The sequence below is a fragment of the Corynebacterium sp. NML120713 genome (assembly GCF_001875735.1).
Classification (GTDB): domain Bacteria; phylum Actinomycetota; class Actinomycetes; order Mycobacteriales; family Mycobacteriaceae; genus Corynebacterium; species Corynebacterium pseudogenitalium.
In genome coordinates, this window is the sequence record NZ_MLCR01000006.1 from 267,660 (window position 1) to 293,476 (window position 25,817).

Annotated in this window: 21 protein-coding genes and 3 pseudogenes; 14 read left to right on the plus strand and 10 right to left on the minus strand. The window is 56.7% G+C overall.

Annotated elements, in window-relative coordinates:
• Positions 1-448: 448 nt before the first annotated feature.
• Positions 449-5,405, plus strand: a pseudogene (locus BJP06_RS03705) (DEAD/DEAH box helicase).
• Between the two features lie 11 nt (positions 5,406-5,416).
• On the opposite strand, the gene BJP06_RS12240 reads toward BJP06_RS03705, so the two are convergent.
• Positions 5,417-5,548: a hypothetical protein gene (locus tag BJP06_RS12240; protein ID WP_255364819.1), complete on the minus strand. Its 132-nt coding sequence runs from the start codon at positions 5,546-5,548 to the stop codon at positions 5,417-5,419.
• Between the two features lie 163 nt (positions 5,549-5,711).
• Between BJP06_RS12240 and BJP06_RS03710 the strand changes: the two genes are divergently transcribed.
• The 7 genes and pseudogenes from BJP06_RS03710 to BJP06_RS03740 form a co-directional block, all read left to right on the plus strand.
• On the plus strand, positions 5,712-6,020 hold the full coding sequence (locus BJP06_RS03710; protein WP_070482101.1) for a type II toxin-antitoxin system RelE/ParE family toxin: 309 nt from the start codon (positions 5,712-5,714) through the stop codon (positions 6,018-6,020).
• Complete coding sequence (locus BJP06_RS03715; RefSeq protein ID WP_070362126.1) at positions 6,017-6,310, plus strand: addiction module antidote protein; 294 nt, start codon at positions 6,017-6,019, stop codon at positions 6,308-6,310. The genes BJP06_RS03710 and BJP06_RS03715 overlap by 4 nt, the downstream gene beginning before the upstream one ends.
• A gap of 79 nt (positions 6,311-6,389) precedes the next feature.
• Positions 6,390-6,545, plus strand: a pseudogene (locus tag BJP06_RS12410) (DDE-type integrase/transposase/recombinase); the annotation flags it as partial.
• A 22-nt stretch (positions 6,546-6,567) separates the two neighbouring features.
• On the plus strand, positions 6,568-6,912 hold the full coding sequence (locus BJP06_RS03725) for an integrase core domain-containing protein (protein ID WP_071572836.1): 345 nt from the start codon (positions 6,568-6,570) through the stop codon (positions 6,910-6,912).
• 177 nt (positions 6,913-7,089) lie between these two features.
• Complete coding sequence (locus tag BJP06_RS03730) at positions 7,090-7,671, plus strand: hypothetical protein (protein WP_071572837.1); 582 nt, start codon at positions 7,090-7,092, stop codon at positions 7,669-7,671.
• Positions 7,668-8,444 carry an ATP-binding protein gene (locus BJP06_RS03735; RefSeq protein WP_071572838.1) on the plus strand — a complete coding sequence of 259 codons (777 nt, stop codon included), beginning with the start codon at positions 7,668-7,670 and terminating at the stop codon, positions 8,442-8,444. The genes BJP06_RS03730 and BJP06_RS03735 overlap by 4 nt, the downstream gene beginning before the upstream one ends.
• Before the next feature lie 91 nt (positions 8,445-8,535).
• Positions 8,536-8,700, plus strand: a pseudogene (locus BJP06_RS03740) (terminase); the annotation flags it as partial.
• Here the strand turns inward: BJP06_RS03740 and BJP06_RS03745 are convergent.
• The gene (locus tag BJP06_RS03745) at positions 8,701-9,930 is read right to left on the minus strand and encodes an MFS transporter (RefSeq protein ID WP_070495012.1); all 1,230 of its coding nucleotides are present in this window, start codon (positions 9,928-9,930) and stop codon (positions 8,701-8,703) included.
• A 91-nt stretch (positions 9,931-10,021) separates the two neighbouring features.
• Between BJP06_RS03745 and BJP06_RS12185 the strand changes: the two genes are divergently transcribed.
• Positions 10,022-10,699 (plus strand): TetR/AcrR family transcriptional regulator, encoded by a 678-nt coding sequence (locus tag BJP06_RS12185; RefSeq protein WP_071569465.1) that lies wholly within the window; start codon positions 10,022-10,024, stop codon positions 10,697-10,699.
• Positions 10,700-10,946: 247 nt separating this feature from the next.
• Here BJP06_RS12185 and BJP06_RS03755 read toward each other — a convergent pair whose 3' ends face one another.
• From BJP06_RS03755 to BJP06_RS12245, 6 genes are all read right to left on the minus strand, one after another.
• Positions 10,947-11,675 (minus strand): hypothetical protein, encoded by a 729-nt coding sequence (locus BJP06_RS03755; RefSeq protein WP_177224253.1) that lies wholly within the window; start codon positions 11,673-11,675, stop codon positions 10,947-10,949.
• Positions 11,638-11,832 carry a hypothetical protein gene (locus tag BJP06_RS03760; RefSeq protein WP_071566606.1) on the minus strand — a complete coding sequence of 65 codons (195 nt, stop codon included), beginning with the start codon at positions 11,830-11,832 and terminating at the stop codon, positions 11,638-11,640. The genes BJP06_RS03755 and BJP06_RS03760 overlap by 38 nt, the downstream gene beginning before the upstream one ends.
• 12 nt (positions 11,833-11,844) lie before the next feature.
• Positions 11,845-12,585 carry a hypothetical protein gene (locus BJP06_RS03765; protein WP_071566607.1) on the minus strand — a complete coding sequence of 247 codons (741 nt, stop codon included), beginning with the start codon at positions 12,583-12,585 and terminating at the stop codon, positions 11,845-11,847.
• A gap of 85 nt (positions 12,586-12,670) precedes the next feature.
• Complete coding sequence (locus tag BJP06_RS03770) at positions 12,671-12,931, minus strand: hypothetical protein (protein WP_070465412.1); 261 nt, start codon at positions 12,929-12,931, stop codon at positions 12,671-12,673.
• A gap of 274 nt (positions 12,932-13,205) precedes the next feature.
• Positions 13,206-13,691 carry a DUF4411 family protein gene (locus BJP06_RS03775; RefSeq protein WP_071569468.1) on the minus strand — a complete coding sequence of 162 codons (486 nt, stop codon included), beginning with the start codon at positions 13,689-13,691 and terminating at the stop codon, positions 13,206-13,208.
• Positions 13,692-14,837 (minus strand): ImmA/IrrE family metallo-endopeptidase, encoded by a 1,146-nt coding sequence (locus tag BJP06_RS12245; protein WP_071572840.1) that lies wholly within the window; start codon positions 14,835-14,837, stop codon positions 13,692-13,694. It abuts the gene before it with no gap.
• Between the two features lie 136 nt (positions 14,838-14,973).
• Here BJP06_RS12245 and BJP06_RS03785 point away from each other — a divergent pair, with 136 nt between their 5' ends.
• On the plus strand, positions 14,974-15,291 hold the full coding sequence (locus BJP06_RS03785) for an Abi family protein (protein ID WP_255365781.1): 318 nt from the start codon (positions 14,974-14,976) through the stop codon (positions 15,289-15,291).
• 41 nt (positions 15,292-15,332) lie between these two features.
• Positions 15,333-16,625 (plus strand): hypothetical protein, encoded by a 1,293-nt coding sequence (locus tag BJP06_RS03790; RefSeq protein WP_071572842.1) that lies wholly within the window; start codon positions 15,333-15,335, stop codon positions 16,623-16,625.
• Here BJP06_RS03790 and BJP06_RS11805 read toward each other — a convergent pair.
• Positions 16,622-17,938: an HtaA domain-containing protein gene (locus BJP06_RS11805; RefSeq protein ID WP_071572843.1), complete on the minus strand. Its 1,317-nt coding sequence runs from the start codon at positions 17,936-17,938 to the stop codon at positions 16,622-16,624. The two genes, BJP06_RS03790 and BJP06_RS11805, sit on opposite strands and share 4 nt — an antisense overlap.
• Positions 17,939-18,513: 575 nt before the next feature.
• Between BJP06_RS11805 and BJP06_RS11685 the strand changes: the two genes are divergently transcribed.
• The gene (locus BJP06_RS11685) at positions 18,514-21,228 is read left to right on the plus strand and encodes a PKD domain-containing protein (RefSeq protein WP_083433177.1); all 2,715 of its coding nucleotides are present in this window, start codon (positions 18,514-18,516) and stop codon (positions 21,226-21,228) included.
• A gap of 261 nt (positions 21,229-21,489) precedes the next feature.
• On the opposite strand, the gene BJP06_RS12025 is transcribed toward BJP06_RS11685, so the two are convergent.
• Positions 21,490-21,639 carry a hypothetical protein gene (locus BJP06_RS12025; RefSeq protein ID WP_177224254.1) on the minus strand — a complete coding sequence of 50 codons (150 nt, stop codon included), beginning with the start codon at positions 21,637-21,639 and terminating at the stop codon, positions 21,490-21,492.
• A gap of 1,408 nt (positions 21,640-23,047) precedes the next feature.
• Between BJP06_RS12025 and BJP06_RS03815 the strand changes: the two genes are divergently transcribed.
• Both BJP06_RS03815 and BJP06_RS03820 read left to right on the plus strand, forming a co-directional pair.
• Complete coding sequence (locus BJP06_RS03815) at positions 23,048-23,809, plus strand: Abi family protein (RefSeq protein ID WP_083290803.1); 762 nt, start codon at positions 23,048-23,050, stop codon at positions 23,807-23,809.
• A 98-nt stretch (positions 23,810-23,907) separates the two neighbouring features.
• Positions 23,908-25,785 (plus strand): hypothetical protein, encoded by a 1,878-nt coding sequence (locus BJP06_RS03820; RefSeq protein ID WP_071572848.1) that lies wholly within the window; start codon positions 23,908-23,910, stop codon positions 25,783-25,785.
• The last annotated feature ends 32 nt before the right edge of the window (positions 25,786-25,817 follow it).

Consider the following 25,817-nt stretch of genomic DNA (forward strand, 5'->3'; position numbering starts at 1 on the left):
TACGCCAATCTATGCACCAAATCCCTGTCTCTCCCCTTGATGCCGGTCATAGTTGTGCTTCACAAGATCCCCCAGTCTTTCATCGTGTTTCAAAGAATACGCTACAGTGAGGTGCGAAAAGGCCCATCAGCATTTCCTGAGGGGTCAAAGAGTGAAGGAGCGTTCCGTAGTTTTCACTACAGGGGTGCTCCCTCTTTAATTGCTTCCACACCAGCAACGTGAGACCGGGTCTTAAGGGACATTTTGTGTGTAAATACGGCTTCGCCGTCGTCAACCAGGTAGCTTTGTGGGCAACATGACCGGTTCCGCTGCCCGCCTCGGTGGGAGTCCAGGGCCGGTCTTCGATTTTCGGTGAACAGGCGTACTGCCTCCACAGGTTGCGCAGGCGCTGCCGTTCTAGGCAACCAATACTCTCCCCACGGGGTGTCGCTGGGGCATAATATTGCCCATGTCGACATTCACTGATGCCATCGAAGAACTCCGCAAGCTGCCGTCGAAGTCAGAGCAGGGTCTGGCGTTTGAAAAGTTGATGGTCAACTATTTCAAGACAGACCCGACGCTGTCCAGTGAATACTCTGAGGTGTACCGCTGGGTGGACTGGCCGTTCAACGGCGGCAAGGCGGACGTGGGGATTGACCTCGTCGCGAAGCGGATGGATGACGGCGAGTGGACGGCAATTCAGTGCAAGTTTTACCTGCCTACGACGCATATCCAGAAGGGGCAGCTGGATTCGTTTTTTGAGGCATCGGGGCGCTCGTTCCACACTGATCGCGGGGTGGAGCAGTTTGCGAACCGTCTGATTATTTCAACGACGGACCGTTGGTCGTCGAATGCTGAGGCGATGTTGGAGAACCAGTTGATCGCCACGAACCGGATCGGCACGTCGGCGATTGCGGAGTCCCCGATTAACTGGGATATCGCCTACCCAGGCAGTGAGATGTCGGTGAACCTCACCTTGCGGGAGACGTTTGAGCCACGCCCACATCAGGCGACGGCGATTGAAAAGTCGCTGGAGGGGTTCAAGGCGCACGATCGCGGCAAGCTGATTATGGCCTGCGGTACGGGCAAGACGTTTACGGCGCTGCGCTTGGCTGAGCGTTTTGCGGAGGAGCACTATGGCAAGGCGCGAGTGTTGTTTTTGGTGCCGTCGATTAGTTTGTTGTCGCAGTCGTTGAAAGAGTGGACTGCGCAGGCACGGATGGATCTTCGCAGTTACGCGGTGTGCTCCGATAGCAAGGTGGCGCGCAAGGCGGAGGATATCGCCTCATATGACCTTGAGGTGCCGGTGTCCACGAACGGCGCGGACATCGCAGAGCGGTTGTCGAAGCGCAAGCGCGCGGCTGGGTTGAGCGTCGTGTTTTCGACGTACCAGTCGCTGCCCGCGATCCACGACGCGCAAGAAGCTGGCCTCGAGGAGTTCGATCTTGTCATTTGCGACGAGGCCCACCGCACCACAGGGGCCACGCTCGCTGGGGAGGACCCGTCAAACTTCTCCCGCATCCACGACAGTGACTACATCAAGGCGAAGAAGCGCCTGTACATGACTGCCACTCCCCGACTTTTCGACGAGACCGTGAAAGGCAAGGCCGTCGAGCATTCGGCGGAGCTCTACTCCATGGATGACGAGGCCGTGTATGGCCCTGAGTTTCACCGGTTGGGGTTCGGAGAGGCCGTCGATAAGGGGTTGTTGACGGACTACAAGGTGCTCATCATGACTGTGGATGAGTCGCTGGGTGCCGATGCGATGGGCAAGTTCAATGCCGCTGGTGGCAAGGACATTAACTTAACGACGGGCTCCGCGATGATCGGCGTTTGGAATGCGTTGGCGAAGCGCTCGGGAGGTTTGCAGGGCAAGAAGGGCGGCTTCGATGAGGGCGCGGAGCCGATGCACCGCACGGTGGCGTTCGCGAAGGATATTAAGACGTCGAAGGCGATTACGGAGGCGTTCCCCCTGCTGGTGAAGTCGCATCGCGAGCTGCTGCAGGAAAAGGCGGTGATGAACGACATTCAGACGTTGAATATTGATCTTGATGTGCAGGCGCAGCACGTCGACGGCGCGATGAACGCCCTGGAGCGCAACACGAAGCTGACGTGGCTTGAATCCGACATGCCGACGAATGAATGCCGCGTGCTCACAAACGCCAGGTGCCTTTCGGAGGGTGTCGACGTCCCCGCCCTCGATTCGGTGGTGTTTTTCAACCCGCGCAATTCGATGGTGGACGTGGTGCAGTCCGTTGGTCGCGTGATGCGGAAGGCGGAAGGCAAGGACTACGGCTACATCATTTTGCCGGTGGCGGTGGCGCCGGATACATCGCCGTCGGAGGCGCTGAACGACAACCAGCGTTTCAAAGTTGTGTGGCAGATCCTCAACGCGTTGCGTGCACACGACGACCGCTTTAACGCCAAGGTGAACTCGATTGCGCTCAACGAGAACGTGCAGGATGATTTGCCGATTTCCGTCCAGCCAGTTGTTGATCCTGCGCAGGAGGCGAAGAAGAAACTCGCGAACAGTGAGCGGACCGAGGCCCACGAATCCGACCAGGTGACAGCCCAGCAGATCGCGTTGTTCTCGCTTGAGCAGTGGCAGGAAGCGATCTACACCAAGCTGGTGGACAAGGTGGGTACCCGCACCTACTGGGAGGATTGGGCCGACGACGTCGCGGACATCTCCAAGGCGCAGGTCACCCGCATCCGCGCGCTGCTTGACCAGGCGGATGCGACACTGCGTGGTGAGTTCGACACCTTCGTCGAGGGCCTGCGCGGTAACCTCAACGACTCGATCTCTGAGGACGAGGCGATCAGCATGTTGTCGCAGCACCTGATTACCGCCCCAGTGTTTGATGCCCTGTTTAGCGAGCACGATTTCGCCGCCCACAACCCGGTCTCCCAGGTCATGCAGCGCATGGTTGATGCCCTCGACAATAGTGACCTGGATGCCGAGACTGACTCGTTGGAGAAGTTCTACGCCTCGGTGCGTGTGCGCGCATCTGAGGTCACGAGTGCATCCGGGAAGCAGCAGGTGATTAAGGAACTCTACGAGCGCTTCTTCAAAAAGGGATTCAAGCGCGACGCCGACAAGCTGGGCATTGTGTATACCCCGGTGGAGATCGTGGACTTTATCCTGCGCGCCGCCGACGATGTGTCGAAGAAGCACTTCGGCCGCGGTTTAACCGACGAGAGCGTGCATATCCTGGATCCGTTTACGGGCACCGGCACGTTTATGGTGCGCCTGTTGCAGTCCGGGTTGATTGATCCGAAGGATCTAGCCCGCAAGTACGCCAACGAGTTGCACGCCACCGAGATCATGCTGCTGGCTTACTACGTCGCGGCCGCCAACATCGAGACGACGTTTAACGCGTTGCTGGCCGAGGCAGCCAAACGCTCGGAAAGCGCACCCCCCCCCCCGCTACGTTTCCTTCGAGGGCATCGCGCTTGCCGATACGTTCCAGATCCACGAGGAAGGAGACATCCTCGACCTCACGGTATTCAGAAACAACAACGAGCGCATCGTTCGGCAGAAGGAAGCCCCGATCAACGTCATCGTGGGCAATCCGCCGTACTCATCGGGTCAGAAAAAAGCGAATGACAACAACGCGAACCTGAAGTACCCGACGCTGGATGCGCGTATCGCGGAGACGTACGCGGCGAAGTCAACGGCGACGAATAAGAACTCGCTATACGACTCATATTTGCGCGCATTCCGGTGGGCGACGGACCGAATCGGGGATCATGGCGTCGTGGCGTTTATCGCAAATAACGGCTGGGTAGACGGCAACACCGGAGATGGTGTCCGCCTGTCGATGGCCGAGGATTTCACCGACCTCTATGTTTTCAATCTGCGCGGCAACTCTTTGGGTGGTGGCGAACAAGCCAAGCGTGAGGGCGACAATGTCTTTGATATCCGGGTTGGCGTTGCGGTGCTGATCGGTGTGAAGGATCCTTCCAAGACCGGCTTCCACCTGCATTACGCGCAGACTCCTGACTATCAGAAGCGTAAAGAGAAGCTGGCGTTTGCCGAGAATGCGTCAATTGACCGGATTAAGTGGCGTTCAATCACGCCGAATCAGCACGGTGACTGGCTAAATCAGCGTAGTGCCGAGTTTGGGACATGGCCCGTGATCGGCGAGAAGAAGAGCGACGAAACAACATTCTTCACAACGTATTCCTCAGGACTAAAGACAGGTCGCGACTCGTGGTCTTATTCGTCTTCTACCCCACAACTCGTAGAAAACATCGAGACGCACGTTGCGAACTACGATCAGGCGCAAGTTGTGTTGCGAAGCGAAGGGTTCGAGCAAAACAAGCGGGGTGTTGATGCGTTGTTTGCACAGCACCCGGAGCTGATCGACAGCACGAAGGGTTCATGGAATGTAAATCTCAAGCAAGAACTCTCTCGAGGAACAGAAATCACGCTTGATACGGACCGTGCCTACACCTCGATGTACCGTCCCTTCTTTAAGCAACGGAGCTACTTCGCGAAGGAACTGATCGATAGGCAGTACCAGTTGCCGTCGATATTCCCGACGCAGCACCACCACAACATTGGGTTTGCCCAGATGACCGTGGGCGCAGTGAAGCCTTACAGTATTTTTGCAGCTGATATGCTCCTTGACCTTAATCTGTTTGGTTCAGAAGGGACACAGTTCTTCCCCCGCTTCACCTGGGAGCCCGTGGACGCTGGGGATGGTGGGTTGTTTGGCGAAGGGGCGTCGATAAGCGAAGGCGAAACCTCGATCTATGGGCAGATTGGTGAGGTCGTTGCGGGGTATGTGCGCAAGGACAACATCACCGACGCGATCAAGGCTGTCTACCGTGACGCGCTGGGTGCCGATGTCACTGGTGACGACATCTTCCACTTCGTCTACGGCAAGCTGCACGACCCGAACTATCGGGAGGCGTACGCGACGGACTTGAAAAAGATGCTGCCGCACATTGAGACACCGGGAACGCGGGAAGAGTTCGACAAGTTTGCGCGCGCCGGCAAGGAACTCATGGACCTGCACGTCGGATACGAGGACGTGGAGCCATACCCGCTGGACATCACGGTCAAGGGCGACGAGTCCGACCCGGATACCTGGCGTGTGTTGAAGATGAAGTGGGCACGCAAGAAGGACCCCGAGACCGGGAAGAACATCAACGACGTGACCAAGTTGATTTACAACAAGCGCGTGACCATCACCGGTATCCCGGCTGAGGCTGATGAGTACATGCTGGGGTCACGCTCTGCGCTGGCGTGGCTGATTGATCGCTACCAGGTGAAGAAGGACAAGGCGTCCGGGATTGTCAACGACCCGAACGATTGGGCCGATGAGGTTGGCAACCCGCGCTACATCGTGGATCTGATTGGCAAGGTCACGCGGGTTGCGGTGGAGACGGTGCGGATCGTGGAGGGGCTGCGAGAATAACGCCGTTTGCTTCATTGACAGTTGAGGCTCGAGAGCGTGGCTTCATCACGGATGATCGAAAAGCGGTGCGGTGGCCCCTCAGTCGTCAGGTTGACCTTGAACACCTCACCGAAGATCCGGGCCGTAGCGGACGTGTCATCCACCTCGACCTCAACTCATCAACCGCACCCTCAAGTCTGCATGCGTCTTTAGCGTCTTTAGACGCTTTCCTGGCGTCATCACCAATCTTCAAACCGAAAGAGGAGTCAGCCATGAGAGGCGTATCCCCCACTTGAGCCATGTAGCTTTTAGGCTACACTTGGGCGTGTGGAGATCATTTCCAGCAGCTTGTTTGACGCCTGGTTAGGTGAGCTAAAAGACAAACATGCTCAGCGACGCATTTTGTATGCAATAGCCCGATGCGAAGCACACGGAAGAATGATTGGAGACATCAAACCCGTTGGCGAGAAGGTTAGCGAGATGAGATTTCATTTCGGGCCCGGCTATCGGGTGTACTACACCCGACTAGGCGCAATAACGGTTTTCCTGCTGGCCGGAGGAGATAAATCCAGCCAGGATAAAGATATTCGAACCGCTCAAAAGCTCGCACAACAGGTAAGGGAGGAACAGTCGTGAAGGAAGTAACATTTTCAGCGTTCGATGCAAGCAAATATCTCGATAGCCAAGAAGCAGTGAACGATTACCTGGCTATCGCACTCGAAGACGGCGATACGAAAACCGTACAGGTGGTTTTGCGTGACATTGCAAGGGCACACGGCATGAGCCAGCTCGCTAAAGAGACTCAACTCAACCGTGAATCCCTCTACAAGTCACTATCAAAAGACGGTAACCCGTCCTTTGCGGCTATCACGAAAATCATGAAAGCCCTGGGACTCAAAATAACTCTCGCTACACAAAATGCCTAGATACCTACTGGAATCACATCACCAATAAACCAAACGTGCCTCTGCTCAGCCCGTCCGGCCTCTATCCGCCGATCAGTGGTGGATCGCGGATTTCACGTATGTGCACACCAGCTGCGGTTTCAGCTACGTGGCTTCTGTCACCGACGTATTCACCCGTGAGATCCTGGCGTATGTCGTGGACACCCGAGCCACGAAATCTTTGGCCATCCGTGCGCTGCGACAGGCACTGGCACTACGCCAGCGCCAGGACCCGTACTTTGAGTCGGCCGGGGTGCCCCATCACTCGGGCGGGCTCACAGTACACTCCCACACATCTCCGCCGTCTGCTTGCCGTCCATCAGATAGACGGGTCCATCGGCACTGTCGGCGACGCCTACGACAACGGTCTGATGGAGTCAACGATCGGGCTGTACAAGTCTGAACTCATTGATTTCGAGGCAGAGACGTGGACGAACTGGGGGGGGGAGGTGGAACGCGCCACAGCCGGATGGGTCCACTGGTACAATCACGAGCGGTTGCATTCCTCGCTCGGGCATATCCCGCCGATCAAGCACTACACCAACTACCAACGAGAAAACCACGCAGGCCTTCACGCCGCGTAACACGCCACTCTCAAAAAGTCAGGCCGATTCACAACACCAGCAGAAGGATGCTCTTTGACGAGTTTGAACGCGGCGTACTAGGCGAACTTCCCACATCACCGTGGCAGCATACCGAATGGAAACGCGCGAACATCGCCCCCAACTTCCACATCACCGTCAACACTGCACGTTACTTAAGTGCCTTACCAGCTTGTCGGCCGGACTGTCGATGTACGTATCACTGGCAATGAAGTAACCGTCTTTGATGCCGGGCAGCGTGTTGCAACCCACCGGCTTGCCCAAGCCCGGGGGATCTATGTCACCGATGTGGATCATATTCCGGCCAACATGGCTGATACCACAGGATTGTGGACCAGTGAGTACTTCTACCGTGAAGCAGCCAAGATCGGGCCAGCAACCCGGACAGTCATCGAAGAACTCATCAGCGCAAAGGCAATCCCTGCCCAGGCGTATCAGTCGTGGCGAAACGTACTGAATATGGGCAAACACGCCAATAAGGTGATCTTGGAACAAGCCTGTGCACGCCTGATCGCACCTGATGGCGCAAGGCGGGCCGTGTCGTATACCGCGGTGAAAAACATGATGGCCGCGGTACGCAAAGACCAATCAACCCGCCCGACAGGCCATGACCTGCCAGCCACGACACCGCCTGAAACACCACCGGTGGAACACGCACGCGATACCCGCGGCGCATATCTGGGTAGGTCTGCCCAGTTCAGTATGGAAAACCTCACGAAGAAAGGACCTCTACAGTCATGACACAGCCACAACCAGCATCAGCATCAGCGCGCTTTCTTGATGAATCGATCCTGCCTGTCTTCACCGATCTACGTATGACGGCGTTTGGCCGAACCGTGATTGATATTGCAGCAGATCCCATCTTCGACTCGTGGAGCTTTTCTGACAAGGTGCTCTACGCGCTCGATAAAGAAGTCGCGGCCAAGCGTGAACGACGAGTCAACAAATTACTCAAGGCATCCCGATCGCCAAATCTCGATGCGTGTATCGAAGACATCACCTACGCACCCGGCCGCAACCTCAACAAAGAGCAAATCACCAGACTCGCTCACTGCCAATGGTGTCAAAAAGCGCAAAGCATTGTCATCCTCGGCAAATCATCCGTCGGCAAAACCTACCTGGCCCAAGCACTACTTACCGCTGCGTGCAGAAACGACTACTCTGCTCGTTTCTTCCGCACAGACACCCTGGCTAACCAGCTGATGGTGCTACGCCATGATGACACAGCACGCATGGAGTTTCTTCAAGATCTCCACCTGGCTGATGTACTCGTGCTTGATGACTTCTTAACAACGCCGATTGATGCTGCCACAGCACACCAGCTGCTCAACATTCTTGTTGAGCGTGAACACCGGGGTTCAACCATTGTCACCTCCCAGTGCACGCCCGATGAGTGGTACAAGTCCATCCCGGATGCTGTCATCGCCGAGTCGATACTGAATCGGCTTGTCGTTGGTGCTGAGATCATCACGCTTCAAGGTCCGAACATGCGCTTAGAAGCCAATACGCAGTAGCGGCTCATAGTCAACGCCCGGGTGTTACCCGATACTCACCCGGGCGTTACTGGATACTCACCACGGTGTTACTAAATCCGTGGTCCTAACAGCTATCGCGTCCCCATTCGTGGCCATGTCTCAGTCGTTTAGCAAGCAGGCGAATACGCTCTGGTACGAGATTTTCGATGTCGTCAAAGCCAACTCGCTGGTCGACTACTCGAGGCCGACTCCTGCGGATAACGTGATGGAACGGCTACTTCAGGCACGCTCATAGTTATTGGCGTAGTGCGGGTGCGGTGTGGGCGTAGATGACGACCACTGCAATCAAGGCGATACAGACGGCGAAGGGTGCCAGCGGGTTCCACCCGTAAAGGGCGGTCGAAGCCAGCGGGGCAATCGCGTACGCCAACCCATTATTAGCGTTGATGATGCCAGCCACTGCGCCTTGCTCATCTGCACTCATCTTCAAGGTTGGGCCAGTGTTGTACCCGGGCATCGCCAGTCCCATACCTACCCCCAGCACGATACACCCGACAACCAGTAAAGCGTGCGAGGAGGTAGGCCAAATGAGCACAGTTGCAACTAGTGTAATGGCCAGACCAGTACGTAAAAGCTTCGCTGCTCCCCACCCTGTCTTTGGAGCAATCACCGCTTGGGCAATGATCATGGTCACGCCCATGATGGTCAGGTAAATCGCGGAAATACCTGCGGTCGCAGTTGCCGACAGGGCGAAGCGGTCTTGGACAGTGAATCCAAAAATCGTAGCAACAGAAGAAAACACAAGAAACATCACCAGACCAGTTGCTAGCCAGGGAGCTACACGCGGATCAGTGAAGCGAATCCGTTGAGGCTTTGCAAAAAGTTGCCCTCGGCTTTGAGGTGCGAAACTCACCAAGAGAACAACCAGACCAATCACCATCACAACGGGCATGACCACCAAGGGCAAGAGCAGGCCACCAGCAGCGGCTAACACACCTCCAGTAACACCTCCAACAATGGAGGCCATCCCTTGAGCCGCTCCGATCATGCCCAGTGCTTTTACCCGCCCGTTCTCGCTGGCAGCATGCGTGACCAGGTGGGCTTGCGCGGTCGGGGCGATCGCTGAAATCCCTCCACCATAGAGCAAACCACGAGTGATCACAACACCAAAAACTAGTCCGACACCGCCAACTACCTGGTTCATCCCCAGGTAGGAGACAATACCGAAGGCGCTCAAAGCGATGATCGCGATCACAAGCCCGGCAGCGAGTACACGTTTAGCGCCGACACGTTGGGAAGCTCGCCCCCAATAAGCACTCAAGCTCGCTAGTACAATCGCTGCCAAAGAGATAGTGGCGCCAATATGCCATTCCCGCAATCCCATCTGTCGTGACAGTGGCGCGATGATCGGATTGAGAATCATTTGCCCCATAAAGGCGAGAAAAACGATTCCCACTACCAGGTTTGCTTGCGCTCCTGGATCAATAGAGCTCTGTGTCGGCTTATTACTACGAGGGTCGGGCATCACTACACTCCATTACTAGAACACTGTTTCACTTAGGGATATTGTAGAATGGTGTTCTAGTAAGGGTCAAGGAATAAGTTAGGGTCACCTTATGAACACTGCGCTAACGGGGCGAAGGGCTGGGCTATCACGCGAGCTGATTGTCAAACAAGCTGTACAGTTAAGCGCGATCAGTGGCGTTGAGGGATGGTCAGTACGGGACATTGCCCGTGAACTGGGCGTGGTTCCCTCAGTGATTTATCATTATTTTCCAAACAAGGAAGCCATTTGTGATGCTGTTGTAGACCGGGTATGTGTCGGGATTGAAGTTCCCGACCCGGACCTTGAATGGAAAGCCTGGTTTCGAGCTATGGCTCACAATCTACGCCCCGCATTGTTAGCATATCCGGGGATTACCGACAGGTTCGCGCGGGGCAAGTTCACCGAACAGTTTTTGCCGATGATCGATGGAGCCTGGGCCAAACTACAAGAAGCTGGGTTTGGTGACAATTCGCCTGTGGCCTACACAATTATCGCGAACTCGATCATCCACACGATCGGAGCGAGAAACCTGCGCGCATCCAATCAAATCCAGCCTCGCCACAACCTGCACGAAATGCTTGTCAGGCTTGAGCCTATGATGGCTCAATCTGTTGGACTGACCAGTATTGTCAACTCTTACCTGGAGCCTCTCTCACACCCTGATGAAGAAGAAGCGATGTCCGAGGAATACTACGACCTCGTCATCGATGTGATTCTAGACGGCATCGAACACACCCTGCTGCCTTAACTCTGACCCACTTCTCAATCATCGTCTTAGTGAGCGCCCGCACAGCTGTGTACTTCAACACAGCGGATGTAGCCCAGTTGATAAGCCGGGTCAGTTCACGTTCACCCCCGCGTTCTCATGGTCACGGAGACGGTTAAGTAGTTCTTCCTGATACGGATTATTCATGGTGTGCCCTTCATCCAGGTATGGGTAAAGGGGGGCCAGGGCACACACCCTGACCCCTTCGCTGTCTGCTACGGGCTAGCGTCTACTCGGTAGCACCCGCCGTGGTCGGCTCCACCACATCCTGTTCAGCCGTCGCCAGCGCCTCCGGGCGGATCACGGAACCGCCGTACACCTGGAGGCCCGTAATCGCACGGGTGAAACGGAACGGCAGCATGGACGATTCCTCCACCTCCGTGATCTGGTAGCCGAACGGGGTAGCCATCGGGTGGCCCACAATGACCACCTCACGGCCCGCCACCGTCGGCACCGTCGGCGCGGAAATGATGCGGAACCCGAGCAGGCGACCAATCTCACCGTTCAAGAGATTGCTGTTGTTCACTGCCTTGTCCAGGCGCTCGTCGTACAGCAACGCCGATTCCATCTCCGGGCCAACCATCACGAAACGGTCAGTCTTCGGAACCGAAGTGGCGTTGAGTTTCTTACGCAGCGCCACCAGCGTCTTGTACGCGTCCTTCTTCTCAATGTCGAGCGGGAGGGTGCCCACCTTGTTGGAGTTCTTCACTCCGTCCTTCATGAGCTTGCCGATGTAGGTATCGACCTGCTCGGACATGCCTTCCTCTGCCTCGCTGACTGCCTCCGGCTTCACGTCCAGAGCAGACTGGACGGAAGATACCAGCGGAATCTTGAAGTTGAAGTAGTCGCCCTGGTCGGTCTTGAACTTACGCTCTCCGAACTCGACATCTTCAACAATCATGTCTTCGGACTCGTCGTACTTACGGATGGTGGGGACGGCCAAGGTTGGAGACAACAACCTCGTCACCCTTGCCCTTGATTTCACCTTCGAATTCGCGGTTCGTCACGCCTTCCTGCGCGAATGCCCAGGTCTCCTTGAGCGGCTGCATGAGCGCGGACGCGACAACGGGGCCAATTACCGGATCCCAGTTCTTGTGGGACTGTGGAGTTGCCATAGTGTGTTCCTCCTAGTGGAAACTGTTAGCGGCTGATACGGCCTTCCTCCACTGCCTTGTTGATTTCCTCAAACTTGCCCTGTGCGTACAGGCGGTTGAGGTCATCGGCGGTGAGGATTCGGCCATCGTTGTTGTTCGTGGGGCTGGGGTTCCGCTGGTGCGGGGTGCTACCCCACCCGCCTTGAACTGTGGGAATGAGTTGAGCGTGTTGGTGACGAGTTCGCCAGCCTTACTGTCCCACTCGTCGCTGCCCCACTTCGGGAGATCACCTACACCACGGAGATACGGCACAAGCATGTCGGGGGCTGCCCCGTTTTCCTTCGCCAGCTTGCGTAGGGTGTTGTCCTCGCGCATTCGGTCGAGTTCGGCCTGGAGCTTGTCACGCTCGGCTTCTCGTTCCTGCGCGGCGGCCTTGGCCTGCTTGATTTGTTCCTCCGAGTCTTCGTCGGACGGTTCAAAACCGAGTACCTGCGCGAGTTTCTTCAACGTCGCTGCCTGTTCTTCCGCCTGCTTCGCCTTCACTCGGCGGTCGCCGTTCTCGTTCTTCAACTTGCGGTTTTCCGCTTCGTATCGGGCGAGCTGCTTACGTAGCGCGTCAAGGTCTACGGCTTCGTCCGCCTCGTTGGCCTGCGCCTCGCCTAGGTGTTCACCGGCTTGGGTGTAGTTGCCCTGCTCGGTGTCGTGCTGGGCTTGCTGCGCCTTGTCAGCGGCCTGCTGTGCGAGGTCTGCGGGGGTGGTGTTTTCATCCGACATGTGGTTTGTCTCCTCATTGGGGGCTTGGGTGGTGTTCCACGCCTTGGTGGTAACGGGGAGGAGTATCGCGGAGTCAGGGTGGCGGTCAGTGTTGCGTGACGGTCACCCAGGCGGAATCGTCCTCACACACCTGCCAGTACCACTCCGGCCACGTATCAGCGTTGGAAGGCAAAGCCACAACCCCTGTAGGGGTTACCCAGGCGGGAGCGTCACCAACCACCATGGGCACTGTTTCCTCCGGCATTACCATCGCCTCGTCACCGTAAACAACCACCCGGTTAGACCACAGGCGTTCGGGCAGCGCCTCCCTAGCGCGCTCCACCGCCCGTGCTGCAACGTCAATCAACGCTAATCACCGCCAAAACTTCATCCGTAGGTGTCAAATCGTCCGTGCGCATCATCGTCAGCGAACCCGCCTTCAACTTCTTCAACCGTTCGTCAACATTGATTAGTCCATCTGATGACTGGCCCTCAAACCACTTGATCTCGCCGTCCTCTTTAACCCAGTTCCAGATATGGCCGCTCCTAGTGTGTGCACGGCACGTACCGGGACATCATCGCGGGGTTCCTCGGGACGGTCGAAGGGTTATAGAGCGTGGCGTGGGGTCGGATTGGCCGTTTTAAAAAATAATGCTTTGTTGCCTTAAGAAATCAAACTCTGTCATGCACTGCACTCCCAAACCATTGGCAACGTCAGGCAGCTTGACCCGCGTTTGTTTTCGCGGACTCGGGGTCTCGTTCGTAATCACGGTGAAGTCTCGGGCATGCGCACTCGCCACTATCCAAGAATCTGCAACGCGCAGAAATTCTCGAATTGCGCTTTCTTCATAGGGAGCATCCTTACGATCACGCACCCATTGTGTTACCGCACGATAGGAGTCAACCTCTTCTTGCGTCACAGTGAGAATCTGCGACGTAGGGACGAAGCTTCTCAGCCACTGTGACTTTTCGTCATCTCGTTTCAGCAACTCATCTTCTACAGTCTGGTGAAAATAAAACTGACCATTGGAGAAAAACGAATCGAACTGCCGCCAGTACGTTTCAAAAATGTCCCGTGGCCGATGATTGAACGCACCAATCACGATATTCGTATCGATGAGGTACATCTATGCGACCCCCTGCGCACGAGTAACCGTATTCTTCAACGTCTCGGTCTTGGCAATCCCCAGTTGACGCGAAGCCTCCTCTTCAGAAATTGCACCGTCTACATATGCCCCGGTGACGGTGTCCAAAAATCGGCCACCCAGCCGCGACTTCAACGTGACGAAAAAGTCGCCGCCTCCGCCAACAACCGGAGGCTTGAGGTTCGAGGGACGTTGCCGAAGGAATTCCTGCACTTGTGGTTTGCCAAGGCGACGCTGCCCCACCAGCGACCACAGCGCCGTATCCGCACTCACGCGGTACGCATCGTATGCCCACTGAGTTATGTTATTCAGGTCGGGATTACGGTCCCACTCCTGCAACAACGCATGCTGTGGCAGAAGCAGGGCAGCTGCAAACCTGTTACACCATCGCTCCACATCGTGATGATCATTCATGGCACCTGTGAGACCTTCTGCAGCGAGCAGTACGTGGCCTAGCTCGTGAGCAAGGCTGAAGTACTGCCCAACTTTGTAATCACTGCCGTTAACGAAGATCAAGGGATAGGGACCATCAAACAGTGTGAAAGCTCGAAACTCGTCGATGTCGAGTTTGCGGTGGTTGTTATTTCCAAGTACGGAGTTTCGCATCACTAAGACACCGCAGTGCTCAATTGCATCCGCTAATTCCAGCACATTCTCCCGACCAGTGGGCGCTTTACCCGGCCTCCATCCGACATCGGCAAGCTGGGGTAACAATGCACACACCGCATCGTCCGGGCTATCACGCAGTGTCCAGGCACCACCGAAATTTGGAGGATCAATTCCTTCCACGCGCGCAAATTCTGCATACCAGCTCAAGCGGCGCTCACAGGTATAAATCGTCTCCTTCAACGCTGGGCTGAACTCAGTTACTTTCTTACTATCCACGGTGCGAAAATCTGGGAAATCCGGCTGATCGTCCGTGGGGCCGTCGAGAAGCAAGTAACCAAACGGGATACATGCGAGCGATGCCAAGTGCTCAGCCTGACGCAGCGTCGGCGACACCTTGCCTTCCAGCCATTGCCGGACCAACCGAAAATCACTTCTTTGGGCAAGTTCTTCCACCGTGCTGCCGGTACGCTGCAGCGCCCAGCGCAGCGTCGGCTCTGCAATGTCGACTCGAACAGCCATCACTCACCTCCCGCTAGTTACGTAGTTTTTACCTTAGCGGAGGAGCCCGACAAACATCTCTGGGTAGCTACAGCTAGCAAATTGATACAAACGAGTTTTCATGCTTGTGGAACTAACCTCACGAACGCTAGGATTCATGTCAATCGTTCAGCCCGCCTCCGAGCCAAGCTCAGAGTGTGGGCTGGATTTCTTATTGCAATCTGACGGACCCCTTCGTACTCCGGCGTCGCCCCACCGTCACCGCGCTGACCTGAGCGGTGGGCAATTTCCCCTGTGGATTATTGCCGAGCCTATGGACTTCAGCGACGTCTCCAAACTATATTCGGGGCTCCCATCTGCGGATCAGTTCAAGATTGCGGAACGCCTCGAGATCTCTCCACCAGAACGACGTAAGAAACTCTCGGGGCGTCAAAAAGCGTGCCAGCCGTTGCACACAATAGCGATAGACATTTAAGATAAGGCTAACCTAAGTTACCCAATGAGGGGAGTCTCATCTTGAACGTATCCACACGGCGTCGCGTCGCAACGGGCACTGCTCTATTCGCGCTGTTCAGCACTAACATTGCGGCCGCGCACGCCTTCCCAACTATCGACGCCGCCACCGCCCCCGGCTGCACCGGCGAACTCGACACGCGGCACCCGAACCTCGGCGTGCAATTCGACGTCACCGGCCCCGACACCATCGACCCAACCAAGGACATCACGTTCAAATTGAAGGGTTCGGGAATCAACCCGGCGTCGACGCCCGGGGCGTCCAACGGCGTCTACGTGGTGCTCACGCCGACGCGGGTGTGGCGCCTCAACCACTGCTCCACCATGACCGGCGACGGCGACGCGCTCGTCGCACGCTGGATCCCCGCCGCCGTGATGGAAGAAAACGGCGGGAAGCTGGACCTCGATCTACTCGTGGAGGCAAACACGCTACAACCTGGGCAAACCTACACGGTCGGGATCATGGCGGCGCACGCCCTGGCGCTCAGCGAGCGCTACTTCGACCGCGGCGTCACCTTCAAGGTGCCGTCGGTAACAACAGACCACGTAGCGACGCCATCCAACGTCCGCGGCGAGATCGACCAGCAGCGCAACGTCACCGTCGCGTGGGACTACCCCGAGTCCGTCCCCGGCACCGCGTGGCGCGCCCAGATCGAGTGCGTCGAACACTGCACCAGTGCCAAAACACTACGCAGCCTCGACCTTTCCGACCCCAATGCCCGCACCGCCAAGTTCGACGACGCCGACCCCGGCGTCTACCAAGCCTCCGTCAACGCCAGCCGATGGGTCAACGGCAAGTTCGTCACCACAGACTTCGGGGTGTCGACGCGCTTTGTCGTAGGGGACGTCGATAAGCCGATCAGCCAGCGACTGTACGCGGCCGGCATCGCGCACGAGTACGGCGAGTACGTGGCGCCCGGCACCGACGTCACCCTGGCGAACCCCCTGGCCGCGAAGGCGAAGTGGTCGGTGACCGGGGTGAAGGACTACACCGTCGACCCCGCGACGCAGGCGCTGCGCTTCACCATGCCGACCAACCCGGTGCAGGTCGAAGTCGCAGAGGCGAAGGAGGCACCGACGACCACTCCGACCACCCCGACTTCGACGACCGCAGCGCCTACCGTGCCTGCAGCGCCTACCGTGCCTGCCGAGCCCACTGCCCCTGCTGCCCCTACCAAGTTCCCGGCCTGGGGCGCGGTGCTGATCGCGGGCGGGGCAGCCCTACTCGCCGTCGTTGCTGGCCTGGCTACCCAGTCCCCCGTGATCGCGGCGCTACTGAAGCGCCTGCAGCGTTAGATCTTCGGCAGGATGCTCGCCGCGAGCGTATGCAACGCGGCGAACCCACCCAACAGCGTGGCGATAACCCCCAGCACAATCGCCACAATCGACTCCGGGGCCATACCCTGCTGCTGCACCGACGGCATCTCGACCGGCGGCAGCACCGTCCCATCCGTCAACGTCACGACGAGCTTGCCGTCCTTATCCACCTTCACCGACGCGATACCGCGGCCGTCCTTGCCGTTGTTGCCGTCCGCGCCTGCGGCGCCTTCCTTGCCTGGGGCGCCGTCTTTTCCTGCGGTACCGTCGCGTCCATCCTTACCGTCTCGACCAGCAGGCGCGTCGCGGCCGTCACGACCATCGTGACCGTCCTTACCATCAACACCGTTGCGGCCGTCCTTGCCGTCCTTCCCCACCACTTTGCCGAGGTCCTTGGTCGTGCCGTTGGTGAAGGTCAGGATCAGGTGGCCGTCACGGTTAATCGAGGCATCGCGGATGCCGCCTTCTGGCTGCTGCCCTGGCGCTGGTGCCGGTTCCGGCTCGGCAGGCTTCTCGGGCTTCTCGCCGAGCTCCAGCGTCACAGCAAACGGCGCCGGCTTCTTCTGGTCCTCCCACCTGCTCCCGGAGTTGTAGAACCACGACCGCACCGAGTCCGTCACGTTGTTCACCAGCTCAGTCGGCCATGCATCCGGGTAGGAAATGTCCTCATCCCGCTTATAGACGACCCCTTCGTACTCCGGCGTCGCCCCCACCATCACTGTCTTGCCATCGACGGCAACGTTGGCACCCTTGAACGTCGCGACGGTGACCCGCTTCGCTTCCTTATTATTTGCTGCCTGGTTCGGGTCCGCCGAACTCACGACCGCCGTAATCTTACCGGCGCCCTCCGCATCGACCTCGAGCGCGAAGTCCTTGAAGGAGATCGTTTGCGCCCCGTTAATCGTGTAGGTCACCTGGCCGGTCCACTGCACCGACAGCGCTTTGGTGTCCTCGTCGACCCAGCCGGTCGCCTTCGTCAGCTTCAGGCTCCCATTGTTCGGCTCGGACTCGTCCACCGGGACGACGGAGACTCCCTCCCCTTCCACTGCGGCGTCCCACAGCAGGGCGCGTTTGCTCAGTTCCCACTCCAGGGTTTGGGGTTGGGCGTCAGCAAGCGGTGTTGACCCAGCGGGCTGAGCTGCGGCGACGGACGCGGCGGCCGTAGTGTCAGCCTCCTGTGCTTGGGCAGGGACGGCCAGCGGCGCGACGGCGAGACTTGCCGCGAGCACAACCGCGGGCAGCACTGGCAGCGCTGGTAGCGTGGCGTAGATCCTGCGTTGGGACTTCTTCATAAGGTTCACCCTCCTCGTGTAAATATTAGGCTTGCCTTACCTTAGTGCAATATATGGTTTGGAGTAAAGGTTTCCGGGCAGATTTTGAGGCGTTCGTTCCCGTCGACCTCTTCCGGTCGACGGGAACACCTGGCTCCGCACACGGGGAATACCGCTACATCTGGTCATCAGCGGGCCTCTGAACGATGCTGTCGCGCTCCGGCAACAGCGTAAAAAAGAAGGAACCCCTCCCGATGTTCCGACGCTTCGTCGGTATTCGGGAGAGGTTCCTTCTGCAAGAGCGCACTCGAGTCGGAGACTCTACTCGCTCTCTCGCTTGACGCGTTAACCGAGGAGCGAATAGGAAGCAAGACATCACTCACGTTTCTCAGCTAATCCCGTACCGTTTTGGTTGACGAGTCCGTTTGAGTATATAAGCAAGGCAGTTCACATCGCCCCCAAGAAGGATGAAAGTCAGATCCTCATTCATCAATACGTAACACGATAGAAAACATTCAGTTAAGCTGCGCCGACAAGTAGTGAGCTGTAAGTTTACATGCAGCTGCATTTGCCCCTTCACTCAAGGATTTACAATATTGTTCAAACGTACGACTGCAATCATGTCGGTTATAAGCATCTCCCTGGCATTGGTAACCTCTCCGGCCGATGCATTAGATATCCAAGCTGATCTTCAAACACTCTGCTCCACGCCTACAGCTATTTGGGTGCGAGGTTCGGGAGTTGAAAGAAATGATCAAAGTGTGCGGCAGATGGAGAAGTATGCCAAAGAATATCTAGGCATTGCCCCTGACAGCGCTAATCTTCTGGAACTAGGTCGATTCGTTGGAGATGGGTACGAGAATTCCGAAAAATATGCCGTGTTCGACAGGGCTGCAGCCCAAGCAGGCATCGAAGCAGCAGATGAGAGCCACCGCTCGATTCCGCCAGCGTTGACCTACCCAGCCGCCACTGTAGGTACAAAAGCCCCTGATCTAAATGAACCAGTCAAAGACGAGGCTTACTTCCATACTCCTCGTATTCTAAATTCGCTCGGTGCTCGAATCTCAGCTGGTTATGGCCACCGCTACGGGAAAAGTGTATGGACGGGCGTGGCAGAACTTACAAACCTGATCGAGCGCCGTGTAAATGTTTGCGAACAGATTGACATCACACCCAAATTCCTGCTTTTCGGCTTCTCTCAAGGTGCTCAAGTAGTTGGCGATACCATCGCCACCGACCAGGCAGTAAATGGACATCTCCTGATTGATAGCAAGAAACCGCACCGTGATTGGCCTGGAGTGGAGCCAGACAACTACGATTCCACCTTGATTGAAAGATATTCACTTGGTCTACGCCCTGACCTGCGCGAACACATTGTTTTTTCTGCCCTGCTAGGAGATCCGAAACTCCACCTTCCAGAAGGAGAATGGAAAGCTGGCGGAACTCCAGCATGCTCGGGTAAAAGCTCAAGCCTCTGGAGGCGAGGAGTTAAAAATTGCAGAACAGACAACGGGTCGTTGGAACCACGTTTGCCATACCTCAATGCGCAAGTAGACTACAAAACCGGTCTTTGGTGCAACGATAACGACTTTGTTTGTGGATCATCTAAAAACCCACTAACGCTTGAGGGCCACAAATATCACAATGACTTGGCCCGTAAGAACTCTGCTTCTGGCAGAATTCCGCTAGAAGAAGCCATGATTGAAGCGCAAATGCGCCTCAACGGCAGCATCAGCGATAACACCAGCCAGCGCACGATCCAACGAAACGTATCAATCGCATTATCTAAAAGCGAAAATCTCCTCAAGCCTAGTGAAACTACAGATGCGTCAACCCCACAAGACCTCGTATTTCTTATAGACTCCACAACCTCAATGCAACCGTACATTGAAGGTGTAAAGCAGTTCGTAAGGGAAACAGCCAAAGAACTCGACAACAGCAGCCAAACACGAATTGCGCTTGTCGAATATAAAGATCACTCAACGTACCAACCCGGCTGGGAAACCATCGAAGACTGCAAAATTCCAGCAGGAACAGTAGACACTGCCTGTGTCCTTTCTGATTTCAGCGACACCCGCGAGCACTTTCTCGACAAACTCGACGGTATCGATACCAGCCGAGGTGGTGGCGCATGGGGAGATTTTGATGAGACAGCGCTGTACGGACTGCACACCGCTTTTGAGAAGCTCGATTGGCAAAATGGCGCAACTAAGGCTGTCTTCCTTCTCACTGACGCTGGTTTCAAAGATCCCGACCCGACTACCGACAACATTAGACGCAGCCAGCTCGGTCGCGACGACTTTTACGACGGAAAGCTCACGGCGAAATACATCGCGAAGCGCTCTCTCGAAATCGATCCAGTGAACATTTACCCAATCGTTCCTAACTCTAAGCAACGCCGCTACACCGAACTTGCAGACCTAACCTCTGGCCAAGTCATCTCCATGAACGATAAGAGTCCAGAAGTCATCAAACAGGCCATCGGCGATGCCTTTGACAGAGTGCAAAATCGACCGGTTGCAAAACTCCCACAAAAAGATTATTCAGGCCAACCAAATACCGAATTTGCTTTTGACGCTGGCCTGTACTCTTACTCACCAGCGTCCGAGATCGTACGCTTCGACTACGACTTCGACGGAGACGGCACTTGGGATGTAACAGACGCCGGCGAAATCGGAACTCACATCTACAACAAAGTAGGGGATTACCAAATGCAAGTCCGTGTGACCGATGCGAATGGCCTCATCGGTTCCCACTCCGTACCAGTCCACATTGGAACTGAAACACCAAAACCCGCACCAATTGGATCTATCGACCTCGCTACCATCGACAACGGCAATTCTGCGAAACTCGAATGGGCATCAACAGCAGAGCCAAACTACGGCTGGCTCATCTCTTCCAACAGCGTGCCGCTCGCATATACTGCATCTGATCTCCGAGAAATCACAATCACAGACCTCGACCGACGCTATCCAGTCGACCTGCGAGTCACTGCAATCAACCGATACACCGAGGATGAAGACATCCAAGGAGCCTCCGCTAACAGCTTCTTGCGGCCAACTGAGGCCATCCAAATCGATAGTGACGGCAAGATCACGAACAACCCTTGGCAAGAAGGAGATAACTCTTCGCGCTCAAGCGGAAGTACAGCCAGCAGCAGTTCTAAGAACGACACTCAGAATGGCCCGACTGAGCTCTCCGCTGCCGCAATTGCTGGCATAGTGGTCAGCGTAATCGTCGCCACCGGGACCATCGGTGCACTTGTCTGGCCCTATATCGAACCACGACTTCGGCGCATGGGATTGATCTAAACTCCCACGCAGCAAGAAGCACCACACAAAAGTCTGATGGAAATAACTTCATCAGGCTTTTCGTACTCTATTACGATATTCTCTGAATAGGCGTGAGAATAGAATCTCTCCCCTGGCTAGAATGACCACCCTTCCCTCACTTGGGAACTACTTCGGTTTTTAGGCCTGTTCCGGTCGACCAGCCGTGATATTCCTCAGGCCACGACGGCCTACCCACGAAGAAAGTTCCCAAGATACCGTCAGGTCGAAAAGTGTTCCACCCTATGCGCACTGTGCACCACCAACGTTACGGTCGCGCACGCCTTCCAGGCTATCGACGCCACCACCGCCCCCGGCTGCACCGTTGACCTCGCCACCCACCACCCCAACCTCGGAGTCCAATTCGACGACGCCGACACCGGCGTCTGCCAAGCCTCCGTCAACGCCAACCGCTGGGTCAACGGCAGGTTCGTCACCACAGACTTTTGGGGAGTCGACGCGCTTTGTCGTAAGGGACAGGGACGTCGATTAGCCGATCAGCCAGCGACTGTAAGCTGCGGAAATCGCGCACGAGTACGGCGAGTACGTGGCACCCGGCACCGAGATCACTCGGTGCGAACCCCTGGCCACAAAGGCGAAATGGTCGGCGACCGGAGTAAAGGACTATACAGTCGATCCCGCAACGCAAGCGCTGCACTTCACCGTGCCGACCAACCCAGCGTGTCGAAGTCACAGAGGCCAAGGAGGTCCCGACCGCGACAATGGAGGCGCTCTCTCCTACCCTCGCAGCCCCCCTCAATGCCTGAACTGGCCATAGCACCTCATGTCCGAACTGGAGAATCAGTCGACGGTACCGCCCGGGGACAGGGAACCATTCAGTGGACACCGAGCCAATGTTATGGCTCAATAGAATGGATCGCCGACAACACTCCTTTAGGAACGTGTTCGGGTTATCCGGGTGCCACCGTAGACCTGCACGGCACGTACCGCGACTTCATTGTGGTGTTTCTCGGGGCAGTCGAGGGGTTGTAAAGCAGGGGAAGCGTCGGCCCATCGGCTTCTTTCTCCGAATTGACGTTGACGTGCTGATTAGCCTTTTCCGTAAACATTTTGTTGTTGGTGGGCTGCCGCAGCCGTGATGCCGATGGGGTTAGCCGTCGACTTCTGGGGCATGAGAAAACCCTCCATCCAAGAAAAATGCTGGGTGGAAGGGATATTTTGTCGTCACGTCGATTACATCACAAGCTGCGACACGTATCTGCTAGACACCGGAGAAATATCGGGAGTGGGACTGGCGGAGGCTTTCTTCACTGGCACTAGCAACCGCCACGATTTCAACATCGGGGTCAGCATTGGATCGATCCAAGCGCAGTCGCTCACGCGTAGCCTCAGAAAGCGAATCAAACTTCTTACACCGGACAGTTCCCTTTTTGCGATGGTATTCAATCAAGAATGCTGGCATAGGGCTTTACGTTCCTTTCTGCGCGAGGCTTGACCGTACTCTGACTAATCTCGAACCCCCACTCCCATAGTATGGGATGAGCATTTCTCCTCAACTGACGAACTCATCAGTACAGGGCAGTAAAAGAAGCGGAACTAAACGCAGTACGCTTCGTTCCCCATTCATGTTTACGCGATAGGATACTCCCGAACGCCCCGAGGCGCCTCTGCGAAAGCATGCACCCGGGGCTCTCGTATTATTTCGGCACCGCGACCCCGCGCAACGTCGTCATCATCCGGCTACCACCCGATAAGCGTTTCAGAATAATAAAACCCCCGGGAACCATAGACATTTAACTATGGTCCGGATCCGGGGGACTACATTGGCTAGCCTATAGCAATGACGTTTCCTACACAACTGCCTTCGACAAATGCAGCCTTGCTTTGGGGTTCTCTCCCGCCCGCTCGTTTAGCCAGTTTTCTTAGCGAATCGCCGAACGGCAACATAGACGAAGCCCTCGAGCTCTACATATGGAACATCAAGCTATCTACTGCATTTCTAGCGGATATTGCCATTTTGGAAGTTGCACTACGGGAATCGATCAATAAAGCGGCAGCTGCAAAATGGGGCAGCCACTGGTACCTCGATATCCCGTTGGATGAACGGTCAGAGCAGAATCTTGCGGTGGCTTGGTCGCAACTTTCCAGGAGGGTACGTGAGCGTCCAAACGATGGTGATGTTCCCGGGCGTCTTTTCGCTAACTGTACATTTGGTTTTTGGACGAACCTCTTTGACAAAGGAGGACATACAGGCAAGTCTCCCAGACGGGTCCGCGTCAATTACGAGCACAACTGGGAAGCCGCCCTACGTCATGCTTTCCCTGAAGGAAGAAACGTAGCAAGACAGCAACATGCTGGTTTCACCAGAGATTGGGTGCACGGGATTTGCAAGCGAGTCAATAGCATTCGAAACCGTGTAGCCCACCATGAACCGCTCATCAGAGGTTTCCCGATGCCTGGACAGCCTCACCGTATGACCTGCACGGAGGCACACGAGGAGACCCTGAAGCTTGCCAGGATGCTTGACCCGAAGTTGGCCGCCTGGCTAGCAGAAAACAGCGATGTTCCCAGGCTAATCGCTGCACGCCCCTGCACCACGTAATAGCACCGCGAACCCCCGTTCGAACACCGCCCGCGCAATGTCGGGGCTGCATGCTTCAATAAATCAACAAGTGATAGTTGATGCGAAAGGTGCAGGTCATGGCCATTTCGATGCCGCAGGACTTCGAGCATGCGCTTACGTTGATGTACAACGGCGAAAGCGTTGTGATCGATGGCGCGCCCGGCACCGGCAAATCCACGCTGCTGCGCACGTTCATGGAAGCGAATGACGCGCTACCGGATAACCTGCGCAAACGGGTGCTGCCCGTCGCGCTGCTGGAACCCGCGGCGAGCGGCATCAGCGGGCTGACGATCGACTCTGCATTCAACTTCGATCCCTTCATGACGCTCGGCGATGTCCTGCCGGGCGGTTCCTGGGACATCAACGATGCCAAGCTGCTGCTCAGCTTGGCTGAGACATTAATTATCGACGACGCCCACAACCTCAACACCGAGCTCCTGTTGATGATGAGCGTCGCCCTGCAGCGCGTGCGAAAGAACAACGAACCGTTTGGGGGCGTGCAACTCATCGCTGCGGGAGAATTGGCTGGGCCCGACTCACCGCTGGAGATGATGCTGGAGGAGGCAAGGCAGGATCCCGAGCGTTACGTGTTCCTCTCCTTTGACGGTGTCAGTTTTAATGTGAGCTACCACGTGGTTCGCGTTCACGCGGTGGTTGTGGAGCGTGGCCAGGTCGTTGCGGACTTTGGCACGTGGCTCAACCCGATGTCTGACTTGGGGCAGTTCGGCCTCGACAACGAGGTTCCTCCGGGTGGGGTTGCTATCGCGCCGCAGCTCGAGGACTTTTGGCCGCTGCTGCTACGGCAGGCTGCAGGTGGCATTGTCGTCGGCGATCGCCTGGAGATGGCCCAGGACGCCGGCCGCTACCAGGCACGAGGCCTCGACATGGAACTCGGCGACGGTATCGACGCCGAGGCACTCGACATCATCATTGAGGGCAGCGACGTCATCGAACGCGCGCACTCCATGGCGCTCGATTTCCTCTCGGGGGACGTCGAGATCCCCTACGTGCGGCCGGTACCCGACGCATCCGATACACAAGAAGGCGCACTCTTCCAGCCGTTTTGGGCGCCCGCCGCTCCTCTCAAGCTCGATCAAACTCGCGCGACCGACTCCGATAACGCATGGGCAGCCTTCTCCGGCTCCGGCGTGGAAGTCAGCGACCAACGCATGCTCCAGCAGACTGCCCTGCGGCTTTCTTCCTGGGGGATGTCTCGCGGCGTTTGGACGAAGCGGGCCGAAGAGGAGGTGCGCAAACGCGCCATCATGACAGGGCTGACGCAGGTGTCCCTCCCGGAGGGCAAAGAGCAAAACATCGACATTGCTGCGCTGCTCTCCCCAGGCATGAGGGTGGTGTTTACGGGCTGCCGCGAAGCCATCAGCTTCTACGACGGCGAAGAGCAGCTCATCTCCGCCTGCGATTCGTGCGGGCTCATCTTCGAAGACAGCGTCTCTGCAACCACGTGCGATGTCCTCGTAGCGTGGGACCCGGCATCCATGTCGCGCAAGGCAAGAACCGCCCGGGAGCTGGGCATCCCGATCGTCTCGTTCGCCGATTTTGAGGACTGGTATAGGTACTACACGGGTTCGCCCTACGAGACCTTCCTCGCCGACATCCTCGAGGAAGGCCACCAGGTGGCGTTCCGTGGGTCGATCGTCATCAACGGGATCCACATCACCGACGGTGCACGCATGGCGCTCCTGTGCGACGAGCTCGGCCTCGTGTACAGCCCGGAAATCCCCATCTCACTTTGCGACGCCCTCATCACTGACGACCTGACCGCCAGCCAGTACGGCATACCACTCATCCCAGTGGATGCATTCGGCGCGTGGGTGAACAGGGAGTTCGCATCCAAGGGCCAGTTCTTCACCGAAGACTTCTTCATCCCCGTCGAAATCTCCGGTCTGTATGGCCCGGACGAGCTGCTTTCCAAGATCGACGAGAGCAAAGCTTGACCCTGACGTAACGTCAGACTGCACAATGGCTG